This window comes from Corynebacterium variabile, from assembly GCF_006539825.1.
Classification (GTDB): domain Bacteria; phylum Actinomycetota; class Actinomycetes; order Mycobacteriales; family Mycobacteriaceae; genus Corynebacterium; species Corynebacterium variabile.
In genome coordinates this window covers 73,794-97,455 of sequence record NZ_BJNT01000011.1, presented here as the reverse complement: position 1 = coordinate 97,455, position 23,662 = coordinate 73,794, and the positions used below count along the sequence as shown (strand labels likewise).

The window sequence follows — 23,662 nt, the reverse complement described above, 5'->3', positions numbered from 1 at the left end:
GCATCTTGGGATCCCAGGATGGAAATCCGGCGGAAAACCATCCTGCGGTCCCAAGATGCTGACACCAGGTAAAAACCTCAGCCCAGGAAGGCGTCCACTGCCTGGAAGGCGGTCTCGCGGACCTCCGGTCGGGAGAGGAAGACATCGTGCATCGCGCCGGGCACCGTGACGACCACACAGTCCGGGTCGACCAGGTGGGCGGCGTCCCGCATCTGTGAGGGCTTGAGGATCGTGTCGGTGAGGAAGGCGATCTCCTCCGGAACCTCCACCCCGTCGGTGGCCTTGGTGCTGCGGCCCGGGCTGTCGGTGTCCGAGCACAGCAGAAGAGTCGGAACACCGGTGGAGAACCGGCCGGTGTGCAGTTTGGCGATCTCACGGGATACACCCACCAGCCAACTGACCTGTTTCGGGCGGGGGAGCAGCGGCTTGTACTCGCGGTCGTAGTCCCACTCGCCGAACTCCTCGACGTGCAGCGTCCGCCCGTAGGTCGGGTTGATGCCCCCGGGCACGTGCCATGCCGGCGCCACCTTCGCGACCTTCGGGAACACCTGCCGGATGACGAAGTTGGTGAACCCGTCGAACTGGAGGTCCAGCCACGGACTGTTCAGCACGACCGCGTCAATCACACCGTGGAGGACGCCGCGGGCCGCATCACCGCGCCGGGCGGCGGCGTGGAGGCGGGCGACGAACATGGTGACGTCCAGACCGCCGGTGGAGTGGCCTACCGGGACGACCGAGGGGTGTCCCGCACCGAGCAGGGACAGGGCGACGGAGAGGTCCTCGTCGTAGATCGCCTGCGAGGTGACATGGTGCCAGGTCTGGCCGGGGCGGTGGGAGCGTCCGCACTTGCGGAGGTCGATGCCGTAGACGGCGTACCCCAGGGCGTCGAAGTGCTCGGCGACGTGGGTATGGAAGAAGAAGTCGGTCATGCCGTGGACGAGGAGCATGGCGGGGCGCCCAGCATAGGCGGCGTCTGACCCGGCGTCCTCCCCGGAAGGCCGGTAGCGCACCAGCGTGGTCACCACGGGTGTACCCGGTGCCTCGCCGTCCGGGTCGTCGCCGAGTTCGACGGTCGTCTGCTCGTATCCCTCACCCAGAAGGTCGGGCACAAAGCCCAGGTCATGGATACTTGTTCCCATTGGTTGGGACAGTACGGAGGCAAGATTGAGATCAGTCACAGGCGGCCATGCTACCCGGCAGAACGGGCCCCGATGGTGAACATGGCACGTCACCGCGTACCATTACCTGATTGTGGACGCCCCGGCCTCTCCGGTCGCACACCGTACAACGGTGCCGCCCGGCCGGTCGCGACGGCGGAACAGCAGCGATGAAAAGGATTGTGCTAAACGTGTCACCCTCCCAGAATGACCGCGTCGACGTCGCCCTTGTCGGCGCCGGCGTCATCTCGACGACTCTCTCCGTGATGCTCCGTGAGCTCCAGCCCGACTGGAGCCAGCTCATCATCGAGCGCCAGGACATCCCGGCCTCCGAGTCCTCGGACCCGTGGAACAACGCCGGTACGGGCCACTCCGCGCTGTGCGAGCTGAACTACACCCCCGAGGTCAACGGCAAGGTGGACATCACCAAGGCCGTCAACATCAACGAGAAGTTCCAGGTCTCCCGCCAGTTCTGGTCCTACCTCGTCGAGAACGGCACCCTGGGTGACCCGAGCGAGTGGATCAACCCCACCCCGCACATGTCCTTCGGTCACGGTGCCAAGGATGTCGCGTACATCAAGGCCCGCTACGAGGCCCTGAAGGACAACCCGCTCTTCCCGGACATGCACTACACCGACGATCCTGAGGTCTTCGCCTCCAAGGTCCCGCTGATGGACAAGGGTCGCGACTACTCCGAGGGTGTCGGCCTGTCCTGGATCGACGCCGGTACCGACATCAACTACGGTGCCCTGACCCGCCAGTACCTGGACGCGGTCACCGCCCAGGGTGTCGAGGTCCGCTACGGCTCGCAGACCACCGACATCACCCGCGAGGGCAACGGCTGGAAGCTGACCGTCAAGAACCTGCACAACGGCGACACCACCACCGTGCACGCGAAGTTCGTCTTCGTCGGTGCCGGCGGAATGGCCCTGCCGCTGCTGCAGAAGTCCGGCATCTCCGAGATCAAGGGCTACGCCGGCTTCCCGGTCTCCGGCCAGTGGCTGCGCTGCACCAACCAGGAGCTCGTCGACCAGCACGCCGCGAAGGTCTACGGCAAGGCCGCCGTCGGCGCCCCGCCGATGTCCGTCCCGCACCTGGACACCCGCGTCATCGACGGCAAGAAGGGCCTGCTGTTCGGCCCGTACGCCGGCTGGACCCCGAAGTTCCTCAAGCAGGGTTCCTACCTGGACCTGTTCAAGTCCCTGCGCCCGGGCAACATCCCGTCCTACCTGGGTGTCGCCGCCCAGGAGTTCGGTCTGACCAAGTACCTCGTCACCGAGGTGCTCAAGAACCAGGCTGCCCGTGTCGAATCGCTGCGTGAGTACATGCCCGAGGCCCGCGACGAGGACTGGGAGCTCGTGACCGCCGGTCAGCGCGTCCAGGTCATCAAGCCGGCCAAGGCCCCGAAGTTCGGTTCCCTCGAGTTCGGTACCGCGCTGATCAACTCCGCCGACGGTTCCATCGCCGGCCTGATGGGCGCGTCCCCGGGAGCCTCCATCGCCCCGTCGGCGATGTTCGAGGTCCTGCAGGCCTGCTTCTCCGACAAGATGGACGAGTGGACCCCGAAGCTCAAGGACATGGTCCCGTCCTACGGCAGCAAGCTCTCCGACGACAACGCTCTGTACAACGAGCAGTGGGAGCGTAGCCAGAAGGCCCTGAAGCTGGCCTAGGCGTCCGGCCGTGCACTGACAACGACCCGGCAGGGTGGTCCTGAATTCTCAGACCACCCTGCCGGGTCGTTCATGTGCGGGCACTAGACTCGGTGGCTATGAGTCTTGTACTGACCGGGGTACCGGTGCTGGTGGTCGACGGGCCGGAGGCGGATGTCGCCGCCGAGCTGCTGTGCGAGCAGGGGGCCGTGCCTGTGGGGTGGGGGGATGTCGCCACGCGGATCGGCCTGGTCCGCATTCCCGCGGGTACGGAGACCACGGCTGCCGACGAGGCGCTGGCGTGGGCGCACCGCAACGGTATCCCCGTCGACGACCGGCGCCCCCGGGAGGAGAGGAAGGACGCCACCCCCGACGCCACTTCATCATCCACTGTCGGCGAGGTCGTCCTCGTCGGTGGTGGACCGGGCGATCCGGAGCTGATCACGGTGGCCGGGGCGAAGGCACTGGCCGAGGCTGACGTCATCCTCACCGACCATCTCGGCCCGGTGGATCTCGCCGAGGACGCCGCAGCCCGCGGTGCCGAACTCATCGACGTCGCGAAGATCCCGTACTCCCGCCAGGTCGCCCAGGAGCGGATCAATGAACTCATGGTCGAGCGGGCGAGCGAGGGGAAGAAGGTCGTGCGGCTCAAGGGTGGTGATCCGTTCATCTTCGGCCGCGGTTACGAGGAGATCGAGGCCTGCACGGCTGCCGGCATTCCGGTCCAGGTGATTCCCGGGGTGACCTCGATGACCGCAGGACCTGCGGTGGCGGGGATCTCGCTGACCCACCGCGGGCTCAACCATGACCTGACGCTGGTCTCCGGACATGTGCCGCCGGACTCGTCGAAGTCGCTGGTGGACTGGACCGCACTGGCCGGTATGACCGGCACCCTCGTGCTCATCATGGCGGTGAAGAACGCCGGCGCGATCGCCGCGGAGCTCATCGCCCAGGGGCGGGACGCCGCCACCCCGGCGGTCGTCGTGGAGAACGCCTCCATGCCCGGCCAGCGGGTCACCGCCGCGACGCTGGCGACCCTCGGCGAGACCATTGAGCGGGAGGGTCTCGGTCATCCCGCTGTCATCGTCATCGGGGACGCCGCGGGGCACATCGCCGAGCTGGGGTAGGTCACCGCAGCGGGGATCTACTGCACCCGGCGGACAGTACCCGGTCCGCGGAGCCATTCACCGAGGTGGGGGAGCGTGAATTCGACCTTGCCGCGCCCTGCGGGCTGGATGAGGTCGCGTTCGATGAGCCGGGCGCGGACGTCCGAGGTGGAACCCGTGGTTTTCCCGAGCGCTTCGGCGACATCTGCGGTGGACTGTGGCCCGTCGCCGAGTTCTGCCATCGCCGAGAGATAGCGGCGTTGGCCCGCCGGAACCTCCTTGAGGGAGATGAAGTGGACCTGGGCACCCATGGACTGGACGGCTTCGCTCCGCTCCCTGTCAACGTCCGCGGCTTCGATGACAGTCCGCTCCTTCCGCTGTGCGGTTTCCCAGCAGAGGTAACCGATGAGCTGGACGAGGTACGGATAACCCTCGGCGATGTCGACGGCTGTCTCGACCGCCTCGGGAGTGAACTCGATACCGGACCCGTCTGTGGTGTGCCGGATGACGTCTCCTGCGTCCTCATCGGTCAGTGGCCCCAGGTCATACCGTTCGGCCCGACGGAGGAACGTCGTCCCGGGCAGATTGAGGAGTCGGTCGGTGCCGAACGGCAGTCCGGCGACGACCAGGGAGACCTCCATGCGGTCACGGACGAGATCCTGGTAGGCGACGGCCAGCCGGGTGATGTCCTCCGCATCAGCGTCCTGGATCTCGTCCACCGTGATGAGGACGCCTGTGCCCTCCAGTAGTGCGAGAAGCTCGCGTAGCCGTGTGTTGATGGTCGGAACCGGCTGGAGGGGGTCGGATGTCGATGTGCTCACCGATCCCAGTCCGGCAATGCTCACGCCGGAGACCTTACGGCGTGACGGCGGATCGAGCTCCAGGATCTTGCCGGGGATCACGGTGTCCGTGAGGTCGGCGACCGGGTTGTCTCTGCCGGAGGCTCGCAGCACTATCCACCCGCGGGTGGCGGCGATGTCCTCGAGTTCTGTGAGGAGGGCGGTCTTTCCGATCCCTCGGGCACCACTGATGACCATGCTGCGGGTGGGGGAACCCGGGCCGCTCTCCAATGCCCGGGTGAAGTCATCGAGGATGATGCGTCGTCCGGCCCAGTGGCGGGGCGACGCTCCGAAAGTCGGACTGAAGGGATTGGGGACTGATGCGCTCACACTGTCAGACTGCCAGATAAAACGATAAACCGATAGTCTTCGTGAGTTCCGAGAATCCGATAAAACGATAGAACGGGTGTGGTCGACGCAGTCAGAGACTCCGATAGTCCGAGATTCGGTGACCTTCGGCCGCCTCGGCATCACACCACCAGCGTCAGGGTGTCCTTGGGGGCTTTGCCGCCGACCGCCTCGTTGATCTCGACGGTCATCCCCGCAGACTCGGCGATCGCGGCGACGTCAGCGGCTGTGCGGGCGGCATCGGCATCTGCACCGGCGGTGGACAGCACCCGGGCCAGGACGCCTTTGTAGTGCTTGTTGAAGTGGCTGACGACTTTGCGGCTGCCGTCCGGGCGCACCGATTCGACCCGCACCGTCACCGCCGCCGGCACCTTGCCGAGTCCCTGGTAGCCGCCGGAGCGCAGATCGACGATCACACCGTCCCCGGAGCCGTCCGGGGTACACTGCAGGGCCTCGGTGATCAGGCGTCCCCACCGCTTCTTCAGCGTCGGTACCGCGGTGAGCACCGCGGACCCTGTGCCCCGCCCGGCGTCCTGTACCGGCAGCTTCGTGCCCGAGGACAACCGGTAGTGGGGGATGAGGTCGTCGGCGCGGACCACCCCGAACAGGGCAGATCCGACGGCCAGCCGGGACCTGGCGTCCGCGTCCTTGTCCGTGAGGGACGCCGCGTCCAGGGCGTCGTAGAGGACCCCGGTGTAGCGCTCCAGCGCCGGCATCGTCGCGGCGGTGCGCAGTTCACGGTTGGCCACAGCCTCCCCACGCAGCGCCTCAGAAATGCCCAGGACCTGCAACGCGGCGTCCTCATCGAGGGATGAGAGATCGTCGAGGATCTCCGAGCGGACCGGGGTGAGAGTGGGGAAGGACAGAGTGTCGAGGTCCAGTGCGGCCCCGGTGCCCCCGTCGGCCTTGGACTCGGACGGGGGAAGGAGAATCAGCATGAGGGACACCCTATCGATACGCGTGGAAGCGATGAACTAGAGTACCGGTCATGATCACCCGGATGTCCTCTTTCTTCCTGCGCACCCTGCGCGAAGATCCCGCTGATGCGGAAGTCCCCAGCCACAAGCTTCTCGTCCGTGCCGGCTACATCCGGCGTGTCGCACCCGGTGTGTATTCCTGGCTGCCGCTGGGTCTGCGTGTCCTGCACAATATCGAGGCGATCGTCCGCCGCGAGATGAACGCCATCGGGGCCCAGGAGATCCGGCTGCCCGCCCTGCTGCCGCGTGAGCCCTACGAGCGCTCCAACCGGTGGACCGAGTACGGCGACTCCCTGCTGCGCCTCAAGGACCGCAAGGGTGCCGACTACCTCCTGGGCCCGACCCACGAGGAGATGTTCACCGACCTGGTCAAGGGTGAGTACTCGTCCTACAAGGACTTCCCGGTCACCCTGTACCAGATCCAGACGAAGTACCGCGATGAGGAGCGTCCGCGCGCCGGCATCCTGCGTGGCCGCGAGTTCATCATGAAGGACTCGTACTCCTTCACCATGGATGACGCCGGACTCGACGAGGCCTACAAGGCGCACCGTGTCGCCTACCAGCGCATCTTCGACTCCCTCGGTGTCGAGTACGCCATCTGTGCCGCCACCTCCGGTGCGATGGGCGGCTCGGCTTCCGAGGAGTTCCTCGCGGTTTCCGCGTCCGGTGAGGACACCTTCGTGCGCGCCACCGACGGTGACTACGCCGCCAATGTCGAGGCCGTCATCACCCCGGCCCCGGCCGAGCGCCCCATCGACGGTCAGCCCGAGGCGAAGGTCTACGACACCCCGGACGCCACCACCATGGACACCCTCCTGGACTGGGCACGGTCCGAGGGGCTGGAGATCGACGGACGTCCCGCCGAGCTCACCGACACGCTCAAGTGCCTCGTCGTGAAGATCACCGAGCCCGGCGGAGAGCCGGAGCTCACCGGCATCCTGCTGCCGGGTGACCGTGAGGCCGACATGAAGCGCCTCGAGGCGTCGCTGGAGCCCGCCGTGGTCGAGCTCGCCTCCGACGAGGACTTCGCGAAGAACCCCTTCCTCGTCAAGGGCTATGTCGGACCGAAGGGTCTGGCGGACAACGACGTCAAGGTCCTCGCCGACCCGCGAGTGGTCAACGGCACCGCCTGGATCACCGGTGCGGACGCGAAGAACCGCCACGTCGCCAACATGGTCGCCGGCCGCGATTTCACCGTCGACGGCTTCATCGAGGCCGCCGAGATCCGTGAGGGCGACGCGGCGCCGGAGAGCATGGGCACGCTGACTCTGGAGCGCGGCATCGAGATCGGCCACATCTTCCAGCTCGGCCGGAAGTACACCGAAGCCTTCGACGTGAAGATCCTCGACGAGAACGGCAAGCGCTCCGTGCCGACCATGGGCTCCTACGGCCTCGGCGTCTCCCGCCTCATTGCGGTGCTCGCCGAGCAGATGCACGACGACAAGGGTCTGCGCTGGCCGACCACCGTCGCGCCCTTCGACGTCCACGTCGTCATCGCGAACAAGGACGCCGCCGCCGGCGAGGCGGCCGAGTCCCTGGCCGGCGAACTGGACGCCGCGGGCCTCGAGGTCATCTTCGACGAGCGCCCCAAGGTGGGCCCCGGTGTGAAGTTCAAGGACGCCGAACTGCTCGGTATGCCGCTGGTCGTCATCGTCGGCCGCGGCTTCGCCGAGGGCACCGTGGAGCTGCGCAACCGTCTCACCGGCGAGACCACGAACATCGCCTACGGGGACGCCGTCGCCACGATCCGCGAGCTCGCCGGGAAGTAGTCCGGCTCCTGCGCTAGGCTGTCCTGCGGTCGTCCCGTGCTGATGCGGGACCACACGATCGTAGGAGCTGATCACTTGGCGCCGAAGAAGCGGACTCAGTCGACGGCCGGGGCAACCCGGCCCGGGACGTGGAAGATGAGCCCGGAACAGTTGCAGCAGCACCTGCTGCTGAAGTCCCGGGCACGCACCGTCCCCGACAAGAAGAAGCAGAACGACCGAAGGGCCTGCCGGAACTCCCGGCAGGCCCTTCGGGGTATCCGGGGAACTTACTCACCACGCACGGCGACGGCGAAGGGATCCTCGCCCAGGGCGTCCTCCAGTGCGACCTCGCACCGCGCAGAGACCGCACACCACATGGCCACGGTGACCCGATCCTCGGAGGACACGGTCCGCACCGAACGCCGCAGGTCCACGGTCACCCCGTGCACCGCATCATGCAGCACAGATACGGCGTCGGCACCGGACGGTGCACCGGAGGGGAAGGTGTAGCCGGCGGAGGCCGGGATCCCGGTGGCGGTGACGAGCGCATCGCGGACCCGGCGCAGTCGCGTCCCGACCGTGGCGACCGCCGATGTCGAGGAGCCGGCGGTCGGCAGGATGCGCCCGGTCAACCAGATCGCCTCGTGGATCCGGGAGGTGGCGTCCTCCAGTTCGGTCGGCGTCGAACCGGACAGCGGCCCGTCCACCACGGCCCAGTCGACCGCGGGGGCCCCGGCATCCTTGTCGGCGACGGTGGCCTGTGCGGCGAAGAGACCGGCGAGGAGGGCCGCCTGATCCTTGTCGGCGGCCTCAGGCAGCAGCGCGGTCATCATGCCCCGCACAGACGCCACCGAGGGCTTCTCGGCGGGCGTGGGGACGTTCCCGACGGACGCGGTACAGGAATCGGAGGGGTCGGTGCCGCACTGCCGGACCACTTCCGCGGAGACCCGGTCTGCCTGGGTACTGAAGAAGGATCCCGGGGCCGCCGGTGACCCGTCCAGGGCCCGCAGTGCCCCGAGGATCTCCAGCATCCGCTCATCGGGTTCCGGCTGGTCAGGGGAGCAGGCGGTGAGCGCTCCGGCGGCGGGGAGTGCGGTCACACCCAGTCCGACCAACAGGGTCCGGGTGAGGAATCGACGACGTGACAGTCGGGGCAGGGGAGTCTCGTGCACTCTCCCAGTGTGCCATCCTGGGCCGGTGCTACTCTTCTGGGCATGGCTTTTCCCTCTGAACAGGAACTCCGCGAGATCGCGGAGCCGTTGGCGGCGTCCCTCGGATTCGATGTCGAGGCGGTGAACATCACGCGGGCCGGGGCGAAGTCCGCGGTCCGTCTCGCCGTGGACGGCGACACCCGCCCGGACCTGGACCAGCTGGAGGAGCTCAGCCAGGCCGTCTCCGCCGAGTTCGACGCCCGCGAGACCGCCGGCACCCTGAACTTCGGCCCCGGCTACACCCTGGAGCTGACCACCCCCGGTCTGGACACTCCGCTCACCGCCGGGCGCCACTTCCGCCGCAATGTCGGACGCCTCGTCCTGCTGCGCGGTAAGAAGCTGCGCATCGCCGGTGTCGACGAGGACGGCGACGGTACCGTCTGGCTGATCCGCCCGGCCGCGAAGAAGAAGGACGCCCCGACCGTCCTGGCCACGGAGTTGGCGGAAGCGGCCGGTGCCCTGGTAGAAGTAGAGTTTTCCGATGCTCCCGCCGCCGAATCCGCGCTGGTGGGTCTGGACCCCGAGAAGTACCGTGCGCTGACCGCGCAGGAGGACGACAAGTGAAAATTGACCTGAGTGCCCTGAAAGCCCTGGAGGACATGGAACATGTCCAGGAGGAGTCCCTGATCAGGGCCATTTCCTTCGCCCTGCTCGATTCCTACCGGGATTTGACCAAGGTGGAGGACCGCGCCCGGGTGGAGATCGACCGGGTCGACGGCACGGTGCGCGTCCTGCGCTCCGAGATCGACGACGACGGCAATGTCACCGGTGAGTTCGACGACACCCCCACCGACTTTGGACGCGACGCCGCCCGCGCGGTGCGCGACGCCATCCGTGGCCAGGTCAACGCCGCCCGGGCCGAGACGAGCTACGGCAAGTACTCCGCCCTGGAGGGTACCGTCGTCTCCGGCGTCGTCAGCCGGGACGCCCGCGCCAACGAGCGTGGCCTCACCGTCGTCCACCTCGGCACCGAGGCCGACGGACATGACGGCATGATCCTCACCGCCGAGCACATTCCCGGTGAGAAGCTCGAGCACGGCGACCGCGTGAAGTGCTACGTCACCGCCGTCCACCGTGGTCAGCGCGGCATCCAGATCCTGCTGTCGCGCACCCACCCCGAGCTCGTCCGTGGACTCTTCGCCCTCGAGGTCCCCGAGGTCGCCGACGAGGCCGTGGAGATCGCCGGTATCGCCCGCGAGGCCGGCCACCGCTCCAAGGTCGCCGTGCGGTCGACGGTCAACGGACTGAACGCCAAGGGTGCGTGCATCGGCCCGCGTGGCCAGCGCGTCACCTCGATCATGGACGCTCTCGGCGGTGAGAAGATCGACATCGTCGACTACTCCGAGGACCCGGCGGTCTACGTCGGCAATGCCCTGGCTCCGGCCAAGGTCGTCCGCGTCGACGTCACCGACCACGACATGCAGGTCGCCCGGGCGGTTGTCCCGGACCACCAGCTGTCGCTGGCGATCGGCCGCGAGGGCCAGAACGCCCGCCTGGCGGCCCGCCTCACCGGCTGGAAGATCGATATCCGACCGGAGTCCGACCCCGCTGAGACCGGCGAGGCGGGGGAGTACCGCGACACCCGCGAGGACTGACCGGGCACCGGATCCGGGACCGGGCGCGGGAACTCCTCCCACCCCGGGTGTGCCGGTTGGCTGTGAAGGCCTCTCAGGCGTTACACTGGTCAACGGTCTGAGAACCGGGAGACAAGAGGAGGTACGGCAGTGTCCGATGACAGGCGTACCTCCACCCCGGTGGCAGGTCCCCAGCGGACCTGCATCGCCTCCCGCCGTACGCAGTCGGCTGACCGGCTGCTGCGGTGTGTCGCGGTCTGGGACAGTGCGGGCGCCGTGAGCGTCCTGCCTGATCCGGGCCGTCGGCGTCCCGGCCGTGGTGCATGGATCACCGCGACCGTGGAGGCGTACGAGACCGCGGTACAGCGTAGGGCATTCGCCCGTGCGTTGAACGTGCCCGCTGAGGCGGATACACAGCCGGTCCGCGAATACATCGTGGCCGCGAACGAAAAGGAAACCGATTACTGATGAGCGCACGATGAAGCAGCATCAGCGATGAGTGTCCACACGACCAGGAGTCGTACGTAGTCAGGCACGCAGGGAGTGTTCCCGGTGTGCCAGGGCCTGCGACTCCGACCATCATGAAGGAGAGCAGTGCCCGGAAAGCTACGCGTTCACGAGCTTGCAAAGCAGCTCGGCGTAACCAGCAAGGAACTTCTCGCCACGCTCAAGGAGCAGGGCGAGTTCGTCAAGTCCGCCTCATCGACCGTTGAACCGCCGGTCGCCAAGAAGATGAGGAACCACTACGGCGCGGGATCCGCGTCGAAGGACGCCACCCCCGGTGCCGCGTCCGCCACCCCGGGCCCCGTGCCCGGTTCCGCCGCGAAGCCCAGTGCCAAGCCGACCCCCGGTGCCAAGCCGGGCGCCGCCGGTCAGAAGCCCGGTCCGAAGCCCGCCACGGGTTCCGCAGCCAAGCCCGCCCCCTCGGCCCCCGCCGAGAAGAAGGCCACCCCGGCCCAGCCCGCGCCGAAGTCCTCGCCGCGTCCCACCCCGGGTGCCGCCGCGAAGCCTGCGGGTCGTCCGACCCCGGGTGCTGCCGCCGGCCACAAGCCCGCCGCCAAGCCGGCCCCCGGTGCCAAGCCGGGCGCCGCCGGCCAGAAGCCCGGCCCGCGTCCGGGTGGCCCCGCCGGTCACAAGCCGGGCCCGAAGCCCGGTGGACGTGCCCCGCGCGTCGCCAACAACCCGTTCTCCTCCGGTACCGAGCGTCCGGCGCCGCGTCCCCGTCCGGGACAGGGCGCCAAGTCCGACATGCCCCGTCCCGGTGGCAACCGGTCGGGCGCCCCGCGTCCGGGTGCGGCTCCGCGCCCCGGCGGTACCGGTGCAGCCAAGCCGGGCGGACGTCGTCCGTCGCCGGCCTCGATGCCGAGCCACCCGTCGCCGGGCCAGATGCCGGCCAAGTCGTCGAACAACGGCGGCGGCGGTCGCGGTCGCGGCGGTCAGGGCGGCCCCGGTGGCTCCGGTCCCACCGGTGGCGGTCCCCGCGGTGGTCGCGGCGGACGTCGCGGCGGTACCGCAGGTGCCTTCGGACGTCCGGGCGGCGCTCCGCGTCGTGGGCGCAAGTCGAAGCGGCAGAAGCGTAACGAGTACGAGGCGATGCAGGCACCGTCCGTGGTGGGCGGCGTCCGTCTGCCCAACGGCAAGGGCGCGAAGATCCGCCTGCGTCGTGGCGCGTCGCTCGCCGACTTCGCCGAGAAGATCAACGCCGATCCGGCCGCTCTGGTCCAGGCGCTGTTCAACCTCGGCGAGATGGTCACCGCGACCGCGTCCGTGCCGGACGACACGCTGAAGCTGCTCGGCGACGAGATGGACTACAAGGTCGAGGTCGTCTCCCCGGAGGACGAGGACCGCGAGCTGCTCGAGTCCTTCGACCTGACCTTCGGTGAGGACGAGGGCGGCAAGGAAGATCTCGTCCGTCGTCCCGCGGTCGTCACCGTCATGGGTCACGTCGACCACGGTAAGACCCGACTGCTGGACACGATCCGTAAGACCAACGTCGGTTCCGGCGAGGCCGGCGGCATCACCCAGCACATCGGTGCCTACCAGGTCTCCCTCGATGTCGAGGGCACCGAGCGCAAGCTCACCCTGCTGGATACCCCGGGTCACGAGGCGTTCACCGCCATGCGTGCCCGCGGTGCGAAGGCCACCGACATCGCGATCCTCGTGGTCGCCGCGGACGACGGCGTCATGCCGCAGACCGTGGAGGCCATCAACCACGCGAAGGCCGCCGACGTGCCGATCGTCGTCGCCGTGAACAAGATCGACAAGGAGGGCGCCGACCCGGAGAAGATCCGCGGCCAGCTCACCGAGTACGGTCTGACCCCGACCGAGTGGGGTGGCGAGACCGAGTTCGTCGACATCTCCGCCAAGCAGGGCACCAATGTCGAGACGCTGCTGGAGCAGGTGCTGCTCACCGCCGACATCGAGCTCGGTGACGAGCTCATGGTCAACCCGGACATGCAGGCCCAGGGTGTCGCCATCGAGTCCCACCTCGACCGTGGTCGTGGTCCGATCGCCAGCGTCATCGTCCAGCGCGGTACCCTCCATGTCGGCGACTCCATCGTCGTCGGTGACGCCCACGGTCGTGTGCGCCGCATGGTCGACGAGAACGGTGCCGACGTCCACGACGCCGAGCCGTCCCGTCCGGTCCAGGTGCTGGGTCTCACCAGCGTCTCCGGCGCCGGCGACAACCTGCTCGTCGTCGACGACGACCGCACTGCCCGCCAGATCGCGGACCAGCGCAATGCCCGTCGTCGTAACGCCATGCAGGCCCGGTCCCGCAAGCGCATCAGCCTCGCGGACCTGGATGACGTGCTCAAGGAGACCAGCACCCTCAACCTCATCCTCAAGGGTGACAACGCCGGTACGGTCGAGGCTCTGGAGGATTCCCTCCTCCAGATCGAGATCGACGACGAGGTGCAGCTCAACATTGTCGACCGTGGTGTCGGTGCCGTGACGAAGACCAACGTCGACCTGGCTGCGGCCTCCGACGCGATCATCATCGGCTTCAACGTCCGCGCCGAGGGCAAGGCCACCGAGGTGGCCAACGCCGAGGGTGTCGAGATCCGGTACTACTCCGTGATCTACGACGCGATCGACGAGGTCGAGTCCGCCCTCAAGGGCATGCTCAAGCCGGTCTACGAGGAGCGGGAAATCGGTACCGCCGAGATCCGCCAGCTGTTCAAGGCCTCCGCCGTCGGCCTCATCGCCGGTTGCATGGTCCAGACCGGCAAGATGCGCCGCAACGCCCAGATCCGCCTGGTCCGCGACGGCAAGGTCGTCGCAGAGAAGGCCACGATCAACTCGCTGCGCCGCGAGAAGGACGACGCCACCGAGGTCAGCCACGGTTACGAGTGCGGTATGGTGCTCTCGTACCCTGACATCCAGGTCGGCGACACCATCCAGGCCTACGAGCTGGTCGAGGTTCCCCGCGACCAGGTCAAGAAGGACGACAAGAAGGACAAGTAGTCCCTTCTGACCACGACGGCCCCGCGGGTCAGGGTTCACGCCCTGTGCGTTCCCGCGGGGTCGTCCGTCGCCCGCAGTATTGTTCATTGTCCAGAATCCAGTGAAGTGAAGGTGCCTCCCATGGCAGACCACGCCCGCGCAGCCCGAATGGCGAAGCGCATCATGACCATCGTCGCCTCCGCTATCGAGCGTGAGGTCAAGGACCGTCGCCTCGAGTACGTGACGGTCACCGACTGCCGTGTCACCGGTGACCTGCATGACGCCACGGTGTTCTACACCGTCCGTGGCGCGGGCATCGACGAGGAGCCGGACACCGAAGCGGCGGCCGAGGCACTGCACCGTGCCCGCGGTCAGCTCCGCAAGATCGTCGGCGACCAGCTCTCGGTCCGGTTCACCCCGACTCTGAGCTTCTCCCTCGACACCGTCCCGGAGGCCTCCGCGCACATGGAGGAGCTTCTGGCCAGGGCCCGCGAGATCGACGAGCGGGTCCGCGCCCAGGCTGCCGGGGCCGCCCCCGCCGGTGAGTCCGACCCTTACCGGGTTCCTGGCGAAGAGGACGCGGCGGACGCTGAGGACGGTGCCGACGCCGACCGTGGCTGACACCCTGACGGACACGTCACGACCGCCGGTGCGGGCAGATGTGCGGACCATTCTCGGTCTCGCCCTGCCCGCACTGGCGGTTCTTGCCGCCACCCCGCTGTACCTGCTGTGGGACACCGCCTGGGTGGGGCGTCTCGGTGCCGTGGAACTGGCCTCACTCGCCGCCGGCACGACCGTGCTGACCCAGGTCACCACCCAGCTGACCTTCCTGTCCTACGGGACGACCGCCCGGGCCGCCCGACGCTTCGGCGCCGGTGACCGCACCGGGGCCGTGGCCGAGGGTGTCCAGGCCACCTGGGTCGCCCTGGCGGTCGGTGCCACCCTCGCCGTCACCGTGGCCCTGGTGGCAGCTCCGGTGACCGGGTGGCTCGCCGGCGACGGTGAGGACGCCACCCGCATCGCCCGTGAGGCCACCCGGTGGCTCCATGTCGCGTGCCTGGCGATCATCCCCGCGTTGACCGTGATGGCCGGCAACGGCTGGTTACGCGGGATTGCCGACACCCGACTCCCGCTCTGGTTCACCCTGGCCGGCCTGGTCCCGGTGGCTGTCGCGGTGCCCTGGTCGGTCTCCCGTTACGGGATCATCGGCTCAGCGTGGGCGACGGTGGCGGGGGAGACCGTCACCGCCTGCTGCTTCGTGGCCTGCCTGGTCCGTACCTGGCGTCAGGTCGGGGACGGACGCCCGGTGCGTCCCACCTGGTCGGTGATCCGGCCCCAGCTCGTCGCCGGTCGTGACCTCATACTGCGCTCGTTGGGCTTCCAGGTCGCCTTCGTCTCCGCGGCGGCGGTCTCGGCACGCTCCGGTTCCGGGGCGCTGGCCGCCCACCAGGTGCTGCTGCAGCTGTGGAATCTGCTGACGCTGCTGCTGGACTCGGTGGCGGTCGCCGCCCAGGCGCTCGTCGGCGCGGCGCTGGGTGCCGCGGCGCGGGACGCCTCGAGGCAGGTTGCACGGAATGTGCTGCGCTTCTCTGTCGGGGCAGGTAGCGTACTGGCCGTGGTACTGGCACTCGGGGCTACCGTCCTGCCGGGCCTGTTCACCACGGACGACGATGTGCGGGGTGCGTTGCACTCCGCGTGGTGGGTCCTCGTGGTGATGGCCGTGGTCGGGGGAGTGGTCTTCGCCCTTGACGGGGTGCTGCTCGGAGCCGGTGATGTTGCGTTCCTGCGGACCGCGACGATTGTCTCACTGGCGTGTGGTTTCATTCCCGGCGTGCTGGTGGCAGGTGCCGCAGACCTGGGACTGACCGGCGTGTGGTGCGGTCTGCTGGCCTTCCTGCTGCTGCGGTTGGCGGCGGTGGCACTGCGCTACCGGTCGGACCGGTGGCAACGCACGGGTGTGAACTGAGTGACAGATGTTACTTGTGTGACTAAAGTGACCCGGGAGCCAGGACAGATGACGTCGAGAACAGGAGGCAGACCCAGACCATGACAGAGCACCGCACGCTCTGGGCAGTCTCCGACCTGCACGTCGCAGCCCCGGGAAACCGGGATCTCGTCGACGACCTCGTCCGCCCGGAACACCCCGAGGACTGGCTCATCGTCGCCGGTGACGTCGCCGAGCGCGTCAGTACCGTCCTCAAGACCCTGGGCAGGCTCACCGAGCGCTTCGCCCGGGTGATCTGGGTGCCCGGCAACCATGAACTGTTCTGCCGCTCCAGCGACCCCCACCGCGGTCGTGACCGCTACCGGGAGCTCGTCGACGGCTGCCGGGAGATCGGCGTGACCACCCCCGAAGACAGCTACCCGGTCTTCGGCGGGCACACCGTCGTCCCCATGTTCACCCTCTACGACCACAGCTGGCGCGACCCCGCGCTCAGTGTCTCCGAGGCGCTCACCGCGGCAGAAGGCAACGGCGTGATGTTCACCGACCAGGTGGCGATCGCGCCGTTCGTCGACGTGCCGGCCTGGTGCCGTGAGCGGCTGAGCTACACCGTCCGTCGGCTGTCCCGGGTCACCGGGCCCACGGTCCTGGTCAACCACTGGCCGTTGATCCGTGAGGTCACCGACAAGCTCGTGCTGCCCGAGATCGCCCTGTGGTCGGGCACCCGGGACACCCAGGACTGGCCGGTACGGTTCCGGGCGTCCACCGTGGTCTACGGCCACCTGCACATCCCCCTGGTGAGGGAATTCGACGGCGTCACCCACGCCGAAGTCTCCCTCGGCTACCCGCGCGAGCACGAGCGGTCCCTGCCGCCGCGACGTGACCGCCGTCTCTGGCCCTTCCCCGTCCTTACGGAGGTCCTCCCATGATCCTTTCCGCACCCCGCATCACCGCGATGAACCGCGACGGTTCCCCGCGGGAGTCCCTGCTCGCCGCTCTCGAGCTGCCGGCCGGCACCTCCGTGGTCGAACTGCACACCGACGGCACCCCTGACCTCGACCGGTTCCTGCGGCTGCACGAGCTCGAGCGGCGACTTGTCGCCCGCGCCGTGCCGTCCCGAAAGTCGGACTTCGGTGACGCCCGCTGGTGCGCCCACGAGGCGCTGCGACGCTGGGGGAGGGATGAACCGATCCTGCGCGGGGAGAAGGGGATGCCGCTGTTCCCTGAGGGCATCGTGGGCACCCTGTCCCACACCGACGGCCTCCGCGGCGCACTCGTGGGGGACGCCGGCGTCTGGCGCAGTGTGGGCCTGGATGTGGAGAAGGCGCAGCCGTTGACCGGCGGTGTCTTCAATGCGGTGACCTCGCCGTTGGAACGGTGGTCACTGTCCCGGCTGACCGGCAGTGAACGGAGCGAGAACCTGCTCGGCACCGTGCTCTTCTCCGCCAAGGAATGTGTCTACAAGTCCTGGTTCCCCCTGGCAGGACGCTTCCTCGACTTCGACGAGGCGGAACTCCACCTGGAGATCGACCACGGCTTCGGCCGGGGGGCTGTCGGCTCCGGGGATGTCGGCGGAACCTGGCGGGCCCGGCTGCTCACCAGCCCCACACCGGTCGAGGAGATCACCGGCTCGTGGGTCATCAGAGACAGCTATGTCGCCACCGTCTGCGGAATCCGCAGGTGACGGTGACGACACAGGGGTGACGGCCCCGGGGCAGGCTACCGGATCAGTAGTAGGCGCCCTGGCGGAAGTCCCAGGAGTTGAACTGCTCGGACAGGATCAGGACGATCTCGTCGTTGTAGACCCCCTTGCGGATCAGGGTCGGGCACGGGGTGATGCCGCGCTCACCGTGCTGCTCCGGGACGATGGTGCCGTCGGCGTCGACCATGGAGACCATGACACCCTGCTCGTAGCGGGTCTCGATGGACTTGTCGGGCTGGATGGACGCCACGTAGGAATCGCCCTCGATGACCAGGTCGGCCTCGTTGGCGATCTCGTCACCGATGCCCTCGACCAGGCCGCGGTTGCCCTTGCCGGACGGGTTGGCGGAGGAGGCGAAGACCAGACGGCGGTCCTTCTCCCACAGCTCACGGGCGATGTTCTCGCCGGGGACGCCGAACTTCAGGACGAAGCAGCTGGTGCCACGGACGTCGGTGGCGAGCTCGGAGGCACCCTCGGGCAGGTACTTCTCCTGGGCGCCCTCCTTCCAGGGGAGGATGCAGCCCATGAGGATGTCGCGGTCGACACAGGTCTGGTAGAACTTCTCGATCTCCGGGGTCAGCTGGGCGAGCTCCTTGAGCTGCTCGATGGAGCCGCAGAGGACGACGCCCGGCTTGTTGCGCTTGCGGTGCTTGACGGCGAACTTGCGCTCGAGGCCCTCGCGGTCGCTGGTGGCGATGATGTAGCCGACCTTCGTCGGGGTGACGACGATGTGTCCGGGGGTGCGGAGGAGCTCGACGGCCTCCTCCTGGAGTCCGCCGTTCCAGGTGATCTGGTTGTTGGCCATGGGTTCCTCACTCATCCTTCGTGGTCTTCAGGGGCTGGCGCTGTCTCACAGGTCGGGAGACAGCGTCTCACTGATTGGCATCGTAGCCTATCCGGCAGACGCGCGGGGAATCGGGTGTGACCGCCGGTCCTCACTCCATCCCGGCGGGGCGGGCGACGAACACACTCGCCGCCCGTTTCCCCTTCTCCTCCAGCAGCGCCACGGCGTGACCTGAGGGGGTGACCGCTGCGACCACCTCACGGTCGCCCACCGGTTCCAGCCATTTTCCGAGGGCCAGGGCACTGCCCTGGTCCTCGGTCACGTTCCGGACCGGGAAGCACCGCACCATCGCCCCGTCGAGCGACAGTGAGAGCTCCGGGGAGACGCCCCGCGGGTCCGTCCCTTCCGGGGAGGACGCCAGTACCGCGTCCTTCTGCCTGTTGAGCTCGTCGAGCGTGCGTGCTTCCGCGATGTCGAACGGGCCGGCCGAGGTCCGACGCAGCGCGGTCAGATGTCCTCCGACCTCCAGCTCCGCCCCGACATCACGGGCGATCGAGCGGATGTAGGTGCCGGAGGAACAGTGCACCCGGATGTCCGCCTCGACCGACCCCTCGCTGATGCGCACGGCGTCCACGTCGAGGGAGAACACCGTGACCGGCCGCTCCGGCAGGACCACGTCCACCCCCTCGCGCACCAGCTCATGGGCGCGGCGACCGTTGATCTTCACCGAACTCACCGAACTCGGCCGCTGCATGATCTCCCCGGTCTGGCGGGCGAACGCGTCCCGTACCTGCTGCTCGGTGAGGGACGCCAGCGTCGCGGCGTCCGCGGTGGTGAGGACCTCGCCCTCGGCGTCGTCGGTGAGGGTGGACGCGCCGAGCCGGACCGTCGCCGCATACCGCTTGTCGTGGGTGACGACGTGGGCGAGGAAGCGGGTGCCGCGCTCGATGCCGACGACGAGCACTCCGGTGGCCATCGGATCGAGGGTTCCGGAATGGCCGACCCGACGGGTGCCGAAGATCCGGCGCAGGCGCGAGACCACATCGTGGCTGGTCATTCCAGCCGGCTTGTCGACGACGACGAGGCCGGAGCGGTCGAGTATAGGGCGGGGGTCCGTTCTGGGCATGGAGCACAGTCTAGGAGGTGGCCGGCCATGTCGTATTCTGGTGCCCGTGGATATCTGGAACGGACTGGAACAGGTGCCTGCCGATCTGGCGGGCTCGGTCGTCACCATCGGCGTCTTCGACGGCGTTCACCGGGGTCACCAGCGGCTCATCGCCTCTGCGGTGCAGCGGGCGCACGATCTCGGTGTGCCCGCGGTGATGGTCACCTTCGACCCGCACCCCACCGTCTTCTTCCGGCCCGAGGCCATCCCGCCGGCCCTGGCGTCGTTGGAGCAGCGGTCGGTCTCCGCCGCGCGCTACGGCATCGACGCGATGCTCGCCATCAACTTCGACCGTGAGCTGGCCGGCTGGACCCCGGAGGAGTACTTCGAGCGCGTCATCGTCGACACCCTCCACGCCCGCAGCGTGGTCATCGGCGACAACTTCACCTTCGGGCACCTCGCCGCCGGCACCAGCGACACCATGAGGACGCTCGGCGACGCCAGGGGAGTGGAGGTCATCACCCACGACCTGCTGACCGACGCCGGCGATCCGGCACTCGGCGGGGCATCCGCCGTGGACCATGTCGTGTGCTCCACCTGGATCCGCGACCGACTCGCCGAAGGCGACGTCGCCGCCGCCGGGCGCGCCCTGGGCCGCAACTTCACGGTCCGTGGCGTGGTCACCCGCGGTGCAGGACGCGGCGGTGCGGCCCTCGGATTCCCCACGGCGAACCTCTACTTCCCGGATGCCCAGGCCCTTCCCTCTGACGGCGTGTACGCCGGCGACCTGCGCATCCTGCCGACCCACAAGGATCCGGCCGGGGAACTCGTCGGTGATATGCCGGTGGAGGTGCACATGCCGGCCGCGATTTCGGTGGGCACCAACCCCACCTTCGGCGACGAGACCCGCAGTGTGGAGGCTTTCGTCCTCGACCATGAGGCGGACCTCTACGGACGTAAGGTCACGGTGAGCTTCATCGAGCGGATCCGCGGTATGGAGGCCTACGGTGACCTCGACCAGCTCATCACCGCGATCAATCGGGACGTCTCCGAGACGAGGCGTTTGGTCCCACGCGACCGCTGATGCTATTCTGCTCCGGTTGCGTGACTGTGGTTCGCGGTAGTCACTGACGGTTTCACCTTCACTTTGCGCGGACTGAAACAACTAACAGGAGATTCACCATGGCTCTCACCAAGGACCAGAAGGCCGAGACCCTCAAGGAGTTCGGCCTCCACGAGACCGACACCGGTTCCCCCGAGGCTCAGGTCGCCCTGCTGACCGTCCGTATCCGTCAGCTGACCGAGCACCTCAAGTTCCACAAGCACGACCACCACTCCCGTCGTGGCCTGCTGCTTCTCGTCGGTCGCCGTAAGGGCCTGCTGAAGTACCTGCAGGAGAACAACGTCGAGCGTTACCGTTCGCTCATCGAACGCCTCGGCCTGCGCCGCTAGTTCTCCGCCTGAAACCCCGCTCCACGGAGCGGGGTTTTCGCGTATCCGGGGGTAACTGCGTCTGTGGCGTCCTCCGGTGTCCTCCTGCGTACACGATCGTCACGGATCCGCGTCCTCCGTACAGCGGAAGGAGCCGATCCGTCATGATCGTGTACGCGCGGCCAGCGTCCCCGACGTGACGGCCGACGTGGTGTACGCTTTTACCGGTAATTGTCCGAGAATTTTCCGACGCCGACACCGATGATCGGCGCCCGCGACCGCGGGGCAACGGAGAGATGACCCGAAAGGGACTGCAGCACCGTCATGACGACGAAGAACACCAAGAAAAACACCCCGGCGCCCACCCACACCGCCGAACTGATCGACCCGGACTCCGGAGTCTGGGAATCCAACGCCACCATCGACAACGGCGACTTCGGCACCCGCACCCTCACCTTCGAGACCGGGCTGCTCGCCCGCCAGGCCGACGGTTCCGTCACCGCCTACCTCGACGATGACACGATGCTGCTGTCGACCACCACCGCCTCCAAGCACCCGCGCGAGAACCTCGACTTCTTCCCCCTCACCGTGGACGTCGAGGAGCGCATGTACGCCGCCGGCCGCATCCCCGGCAGCTTCTTCCGCCGTGAGGGACGTCCGGGCACCGAGGCCATCCTCGCCTGCCGCCTCATCGACCGTCCGCTGCGTCCGACCTTCGCCAAGGGCCTGCGCAACGAGGTCCAGGTCGTCGTGACTGTCCTGTCCATGGACCCGGAGGACATGTACGACGTCGTGGCCATCAACGCCGCGTCCGCCTCCACCCAGCTCTCTGGCCTGCCGGTCTCCGGCCCGGTCGGTGGCGTCCGCATGGCCCTCGTCGTCGACGAGGCACACGCCGACGGCCAGTGGGTCGCCTTCCCGACCCGCGAGCAGCACGAGCAGGCCGTTTTCGAGCTGGTCGTCGCCGGCCGTGTCTCCGAGGTCAAGAAGCCGCGCGGTCGCCGCAAGGCCGTCCCGGGCGACGACGTCGTCGTCATGATGGTCGAGGCCGGTGCGACCGAGAACGTCGTCGAGCGCATCGCCGAGGGTGCCCCGGCCCCGACCGAGAAGATCGTCGCCGAGGGTATCGAGGCCGCCCGCCCGTTCATCGCCGAGCTCTGTGGCGCCCAGGCCGCCCTCGTCGACGCCGTCGAGGCATCCCACGCACGCGAGTTCGAGCTCTTCCCGGCTTTCGGCGAAGACGTCTACGCCTCCGTCGAGTCCGAGTCGGCCGAGACCCTGCGCGGCATCATGGCGATCGCCGACAAGCAGGAGCGCGATGACGCCCTGTCCGCGAACATGGACGCCGCCGTCGACGCACTCGGCGAGCAGTTCGAGGGCCGCGAGTCCGAGATCCGCAACGCCCACAACGAGGTCTCCCGTCAGATCGTCCGCGAGCGCATCCTCACCGACGGCTTCCGCATCGACGGCCGCGACACCACCGCGATCCGTGACCTCGGCGTCATGATCGACCTGGTGCCCCGCGCCCACGGCTCCGCCCTGTTCGAGCGTGGCGAGACCCAGATCCTGGGCGTCACCACCCTCGACATGCTCAAGATGGAGCAGCAGATCGACAGCCTCGGCCCGGTGACCTCCAAGCGCTATATCCACCACTACAACTTCCCGCCGTACTCCACCGGTGAGACCGGCCGCGTCGGCTCCCCGAAGCGTCGCGAGATCGGCCACGGCGCCCTCGCCGAGCGCGCCCTGCTCCCGGTCGTGCCGTCCCGCGAAGTCTTCCCGTACACGATTCGTCAGGTCTCCGAGGCCCTCGGTTCCAACGGCTCCACCTCCATGGGCTCGGTCTGCGCGTCCACCCTGTCGATGTACAACGCAGGCGTGCCGCTGAAGGCCCCGGTCGCGGGTATCGCCATGGGTCTGGTCACCGGCGAGGTCGACGGAAAGGACACCTACGTCACCCTCACCGACATCCTCGGTGCGGAGGACGCCTTCGGTGACATGGACTTCAAGGTCGCCGGTACCGCCGACTTCATCACCGCCCTGCAGCTCGATACCAAGGTCGACGGCATCCCCGCCAAGGTCCTCGCCGAGGCCCTGTCCCAGGCCCGCGGCGCACGCCTGGAGATCCTGTCCACCATGGCCGAGGCCATCGAGGGCCCGGAGGAGATGAGCGACTTCGCGCCGCGCATCACCACCGTGAAGATCCCGCAGAACAAGATCGGTGAGCTCATCGGGCCGAAGGGCAAGACGATCAACCAGATCACCGAGGAGACCGGCGCCAACATCTCCATCGAGGACGACGGCACCGTCTTCGTCTCCGCCGCCGACGGCAAGGCCGCCGAGGCAGCCCTCGACAAGGTGAACTCCATCGCCAACCCGCAGCTGCCGAAGGTCGGTGACCGTTTCCTCGGCACCGTCGTGAAGACCACCGCCTTCGGTGCCTTCATCTCTCTGCTGCCGGGCCGCGACGGACTGCTGCACATCTCCAACCTCGGCGGCGACCGCCGGGTGGAGAAGGTCGAGGACGAGGTCTCCGTCGGAGACTCCCTCGAGGTCGAGATCGCGGACATCGACAACCGCGGCAAGATCTCCCTCATCCTCGTCGAGGACTAGTCGCAGTCCACCACCCCAACCCCATCACCAAC

Annotated in this window: 20 protein-coding genes and 1 pseudogene; 15 read left to right on the top strand and 6 right to left on the bottom strand. The window is 68.1% G+C overall.

Translation table 11 applies throughout. From position 1 onward, the window contains the following. Positions 1 to 77: 77 nt before the first annotated feature. Positions 78 to 1,139: an alpha/beta hydrolase gene (locus CVA01_RS07625; protein WP_141329755.1), complete on the bottom strand. Its 1,062-nt coding sequence runs from the start codon at positions 1,137 to 1,139 to the stop codon at positions 78 to 80. Between the two features lie 188 nt (positions 1,140 to 1,327). On the opposite strand from CVA01_RS07625, the gene mqo reads away from it, so the two are divergent. Continuing rightward, on the top strand, positions 1,328 to 2,827 hold the full coding sequence (gene mqo / locus CVA01_RS07620; protein WP_174775617.1) for a malate dehydrogenase (quinone): 1,500 nt from the start codon (positions 1,328 to 1,330) through the stop codon (positions 2,825 to 2,827). Between the two features lie 98 nt (positions 2,828 to 2,925). After that, a complete protein-coding gene (gene cobA, locus CVA01_RS07615) occupies positions 2,926 to 3,933 on the top strand; it encodes a uroporphyrinogen-III C-methyltransferase (RefSeq protein ID WP_170209723.1) in 1,008 nt (335 codons plus the stop codon). Between the two features lie 17 nt (positions 3,934 to 3,950). Here cobA and CVA01_RS07610 read toward each other — a convergent pair whose 3' ends face one another. Together CVA01_RS07610 and yaaA are read right to left on the bottom strand one after the other, a co-directional pair. Further along, a complete protein-coding gene (locus CVA01_RS07610) occupies positions 3,951 to 5,081 on the bottom strand; it encodes an ATP-binding protein (protein WP_141329749.1) in 1,131 nt (376 codons plus the stop codon). Positions 5,082 to 5,221: 140 nt separating this feature from the next. Next, on the bottom strand, positions 5,222 to 6,037 hold the full coding sequence (gene yaaA / locus CVA01_RS07605; protein ID WP_141329747.1) for a peroxide stress protein YaaA: 816 nt from the start codon (positions 6,035 to 6,037) through the stop codon (positions 5,222 to 5,224). A gap of 50 nt (positions 6,038 to 6,087) precedes the next feature. On the opposite strand from yaaA, the gene CVA01_RS07600 reads away from it, so the two are divergent. After that, the gene (locus CVA01_RS07600; RefSeq protein WP_141329745.1) at positions 6,088 to 7,845 is read left to right on the top strand and encodes a proline--tRNA ligase; all 1,758 of its coding nucleotides are present in this window, start codon (positions 6,088 to 6,090) and stop codon (positions 7,843 to 7,845) included. A gap of 135 nt (positions 7,846 to 7,980) precedes the next feature. After that, a pseudogene (locus CVA01_RS15580) lies at positions 7,981 to 8,076 on the top strand (PTS nitrogen regulatory IIA subunit); the annotation flags it as partial. Between the two features lie 35 nt (positions 8,077 to 8,111). On the opposite strand, the gene CVA01_RS07595 reads toward CVA01_RS15580, so the two are convergent. Then, positions 8,112 to 8,996: a hypothetical protein gene (locus CVA01_RS07595; RefSeq protein ID WP_141329742.1), complete on the bottom strand. Its 885-nt coding sequence runs from the start codon at positions 8,994 to 8,996 to the stop codon at positions 8,112 to 8,114. Positions 8,997 to 9,038: 42 nt separating this feature from the next. Here CVA01_RS07595 and rimP point away from each other — a divergent pair, with 42 nt between their 5' ends. The 8 genes from rimP to CVA01_RS07555 all read left to right on the top strand — a co-directional run bounded on the left by rimP (position 9,039) and on the right by CVA01_RS07555 (position 17,679). Beyond that, entirely contained in the window at positions 9,039 to 9,599 is a 561-nt protein-coding gene (rimP, locus tag CVA01_RS07590) for a ribosome maturation factor RimP (RefSeq protein ID WP_141329740.1), read from the top strand. Further along, complete coding sequence (gene nusA, locus CVA01_RS07585; protein ID WP_141329738.1) at positions 9,596 to 10,630, top strand: transcription termination factor NusA; 1,035 nt, start codon at positions 9,596 to 9,598, stop codon at positions 10,628 to 10,630. The genes rimP and nusA overlap by 4 nt, the downstream gene beginning before the upstream one ends. 129 nt (positions 10,631 to 10,759) lie before the next feature. Continuing rightward, positions 10,760 to 11,077 carry a YlxR family protein gene (locus tag CVA01_RS07580; protein WP_014010162.1) on the top strand — a complete coding sequence of 106 codons (318 nt, stop codon included), beginning with the start codon at positions 10,760 to 10,762 and terminating at the stop codon, positions 11,075 to 11,077. Positions 11,078 to 11,203: 126 nt separating this feature from the next. After that, entirely contained in the window at positions 11,204 to 14,074 is a 2,871-nt protein-coding gene (gene infB / locus CVA01_RS07575) for a translation initiation factor IF-2 (protein WP_141329736.1), read from the top strand. A 120-nt stretch (positions 14,075 to 14,194) separates the two neighbouring features. Then, positions 14,195 to 14,674 carry a 30S ribosome-binding factor RbfA gene (rbfA, locus tag CVA01_RS07570; RefSeq protein WP_141329734.1) on the top strand — a complete coding sequence of 160 codons (480 nt, stop codon included), beginning with the start codon at positions 14,195 to 14,197 and terminating at the stop codon, positions 14,672 to 14,674. Beyond that, complete coding sequence (locus tag CVA01_RS07565) at positions 14,667 to 16,019, top strand: MATE family efflux transporter (RefSeq protein ID WP_373862666.1); 1,353 nt, start codon at positions 14,667 to 14,669, stop codon at positions 16,017 to 16,019. Before rbfA ends, CVA01_RS07565 begins: the two co-directional genes overlap by 8 nt. Before the next feature lie 80 nt (positions 16,020 to 16,099). Then, positions 16,100 to 16,924 (top strand): metallophosphoesterase family protein, encoded by an 825-nt coding sequence (locus CVA01_RS07560; RefSeq protein WP_073883640.1) that lies wholly within the window; start codon positions 16,100 to 16,102, stop codon positions 16,922 to 16,924. Next, positions 16,921 to 17,679 carry a 4'-phosphopantetheinyl transferase family protein gene (locus CVA01_RS07555; protein WP_244938195.1) on the top strand — a complete coding sequence of 253 codons (759 nt, stop codon included), beginning with the start codon at positions 16,921 to 16,923 and terminating at the stop codon, positions 17,677 to 17,679. Before CVA01_RS07560 ends, CVA01_RS07555 begins: the two co-directional genes overlap by 4 nt. A gap of 43 nt (positions 17,680 to 17,722) precedes the next feature. Here the strand turns inward: CVA01_RS07555 and CVA01_RS07550 are convergent, their stop codons facing one another. Further along, positions 17,723 to 18,502 (bottom strand): L-threonylcarbamoyladenylate synthase, encoded by a 780-nt coding sequence (locus CVA01_RS07550; protein ID WP_014010156.1) that lies wholly within the window; start codon positions 18,500 to 18,502, stop codon positions 17,723 to 17,725. Positions 18,503 to 18,632: 130 nt separating this feature from the next. Further along, entirely contained in the window at positions 18,633 to 19,607 is a 975-nt protein-coding gene (truB, locus tag CVA01_RS07545; protein ID WP_141329732.1) for a tRNA pseudouridine(55) synthase TruB, read from the bottom strand. A gap of 46 nt (positions 19,608 to 19,653) precedes the next feature. Between truB and CVA01_RS07540 the strand changes: the two genes are divergently transcribed. The 3 genes from CVA01_RS07540 to CVA01_RS07530 all read left to right on the top strand — a co-directional run bounded on the left by CVA01_RS07540 (position 19,654) and on the right by CVA01_RS07530 (position 23,630). Next, a complete protein-coding gene (locus tag CVA01_RS07540; protein ID WP_244938194.1) occupies positions 19,654 to 20,670 on the top strand; it encodes a bifunctional riboflavin kinase/FAD synthetase in 1,017 nt (338 codons plus the stop codon). 98 nt (positions 20,671 to 20,768) lie between these two features. Then, positions 20,769 to 21,038, top strand: a complete 270-nt coding sequence (gene rpsO / locus CVA01_RS07535) for a 30S ribosomal protein S15 (protein WP_014010153.1) — start codon at positions 20,769 to 20,771, stop codon at positions 21,036 to 21,038. 303 nt (positions 21,039 to 21,341) lie between these two features. After that, positions 21,342 to 23,630 carry a polyribonucleotide nucleotidyltransferase gene (locus CVA01_RS07530; protein WP_141329728.1) on the top strand — a complete coding sequence of 763 codons (2,289 nt, stop codon included), beginning with the start codon at positions 21,342 to 21,344 and terminating at the stop codon, positions 23,628 to 23,630. Positions 23,631 to 23,662: the final 32 nt, after the last annotated feature.

Coding starts and splice junctions, on each gene's coding strand:
- CVA01_RS07625 (WP_141329755.1), bottom strand. CDS start 1,139: ATGGGAACAAGTATCCATGACCTGGGCTTTGTGCCCGACCTTCTGGGT.
- mqo (WP_174775617.1), top strand. CDS start 1,328: ATGAAAAGGATTGTGCTAAACGTGTCACCCTCCCAGAATGACCGCGTC.
- cobA (WP_170209723.1), top strand. CDS start 2,926: ATGAGTCTTGTACTGACCGGGGTACCGGTGCTGGTGGTCGACGGGCCG.
- yaaA (WP_141329747.1), bottom strand. CDS start 6,037: ATGCTGATTCTCCTTCCCCCGTCCGAGTCCAAGGCCGACGGGGGCACC.
- CVA01_RS07600 (WP_141329745.1), top strand. CDS start 6,088: ATGATCACCCGGATGTCCTCTTTCTTCCTGCGCACCCTGCGCGAAGAT.
- rimP (WP_141329740.1), top strand. CDS start 9,039: ATGGCTTTTCCCTCTGAACAGGAACTCCGCGAGATCGCGGAGCCGTTG.
- rbfA (WP_141329734.1), top strand. CDS start 14,195: ATGGCAGACCACGCCCGCGCAGCCCGAATGGCGAAGCGCATCATGACC.
- CVA01_RS07560 (WP_073883640.1), top strand. CDS start 16,100: ATGACAGAGCACCGCACGCTCTGGGCAGTCTCCGACCTGCACGTCGCA.
- CVA01_RS07555 (WP_244938195.1), top strand. CDS start 16,921: ATGATCCTTTCCGCACCCCGCATCACCGCGATGAACCGCGACGGTTCC.
- CVA01_RS07550 (WP_014010156.1), bottom strand. CDS start 18,502: ATGGCCAACAACCAGATCACCTGGAACGGCGGACTCCAGGAGGAGGCC.
- truB (WP_141329732.1), bottom strand. CDS start 19,607: ATGCCCAGAACGGACCCCCGCCCTATACTCGACCGCTCCGGCCTCGTC.
- rpsO (WP_014010153.1), top strand. CDS start 20,769: ATGGCTCTCACCAAGGACCAGAAGGCCGAGACCCTCAAGGAGTTCGGC.
- CVA01_RS07530 (WP_141329728.1), top strand. CDS start 21,342: ATGACGACGAAGAACACCAAGAAAAACACCCCGGCGCCCACCCACACC.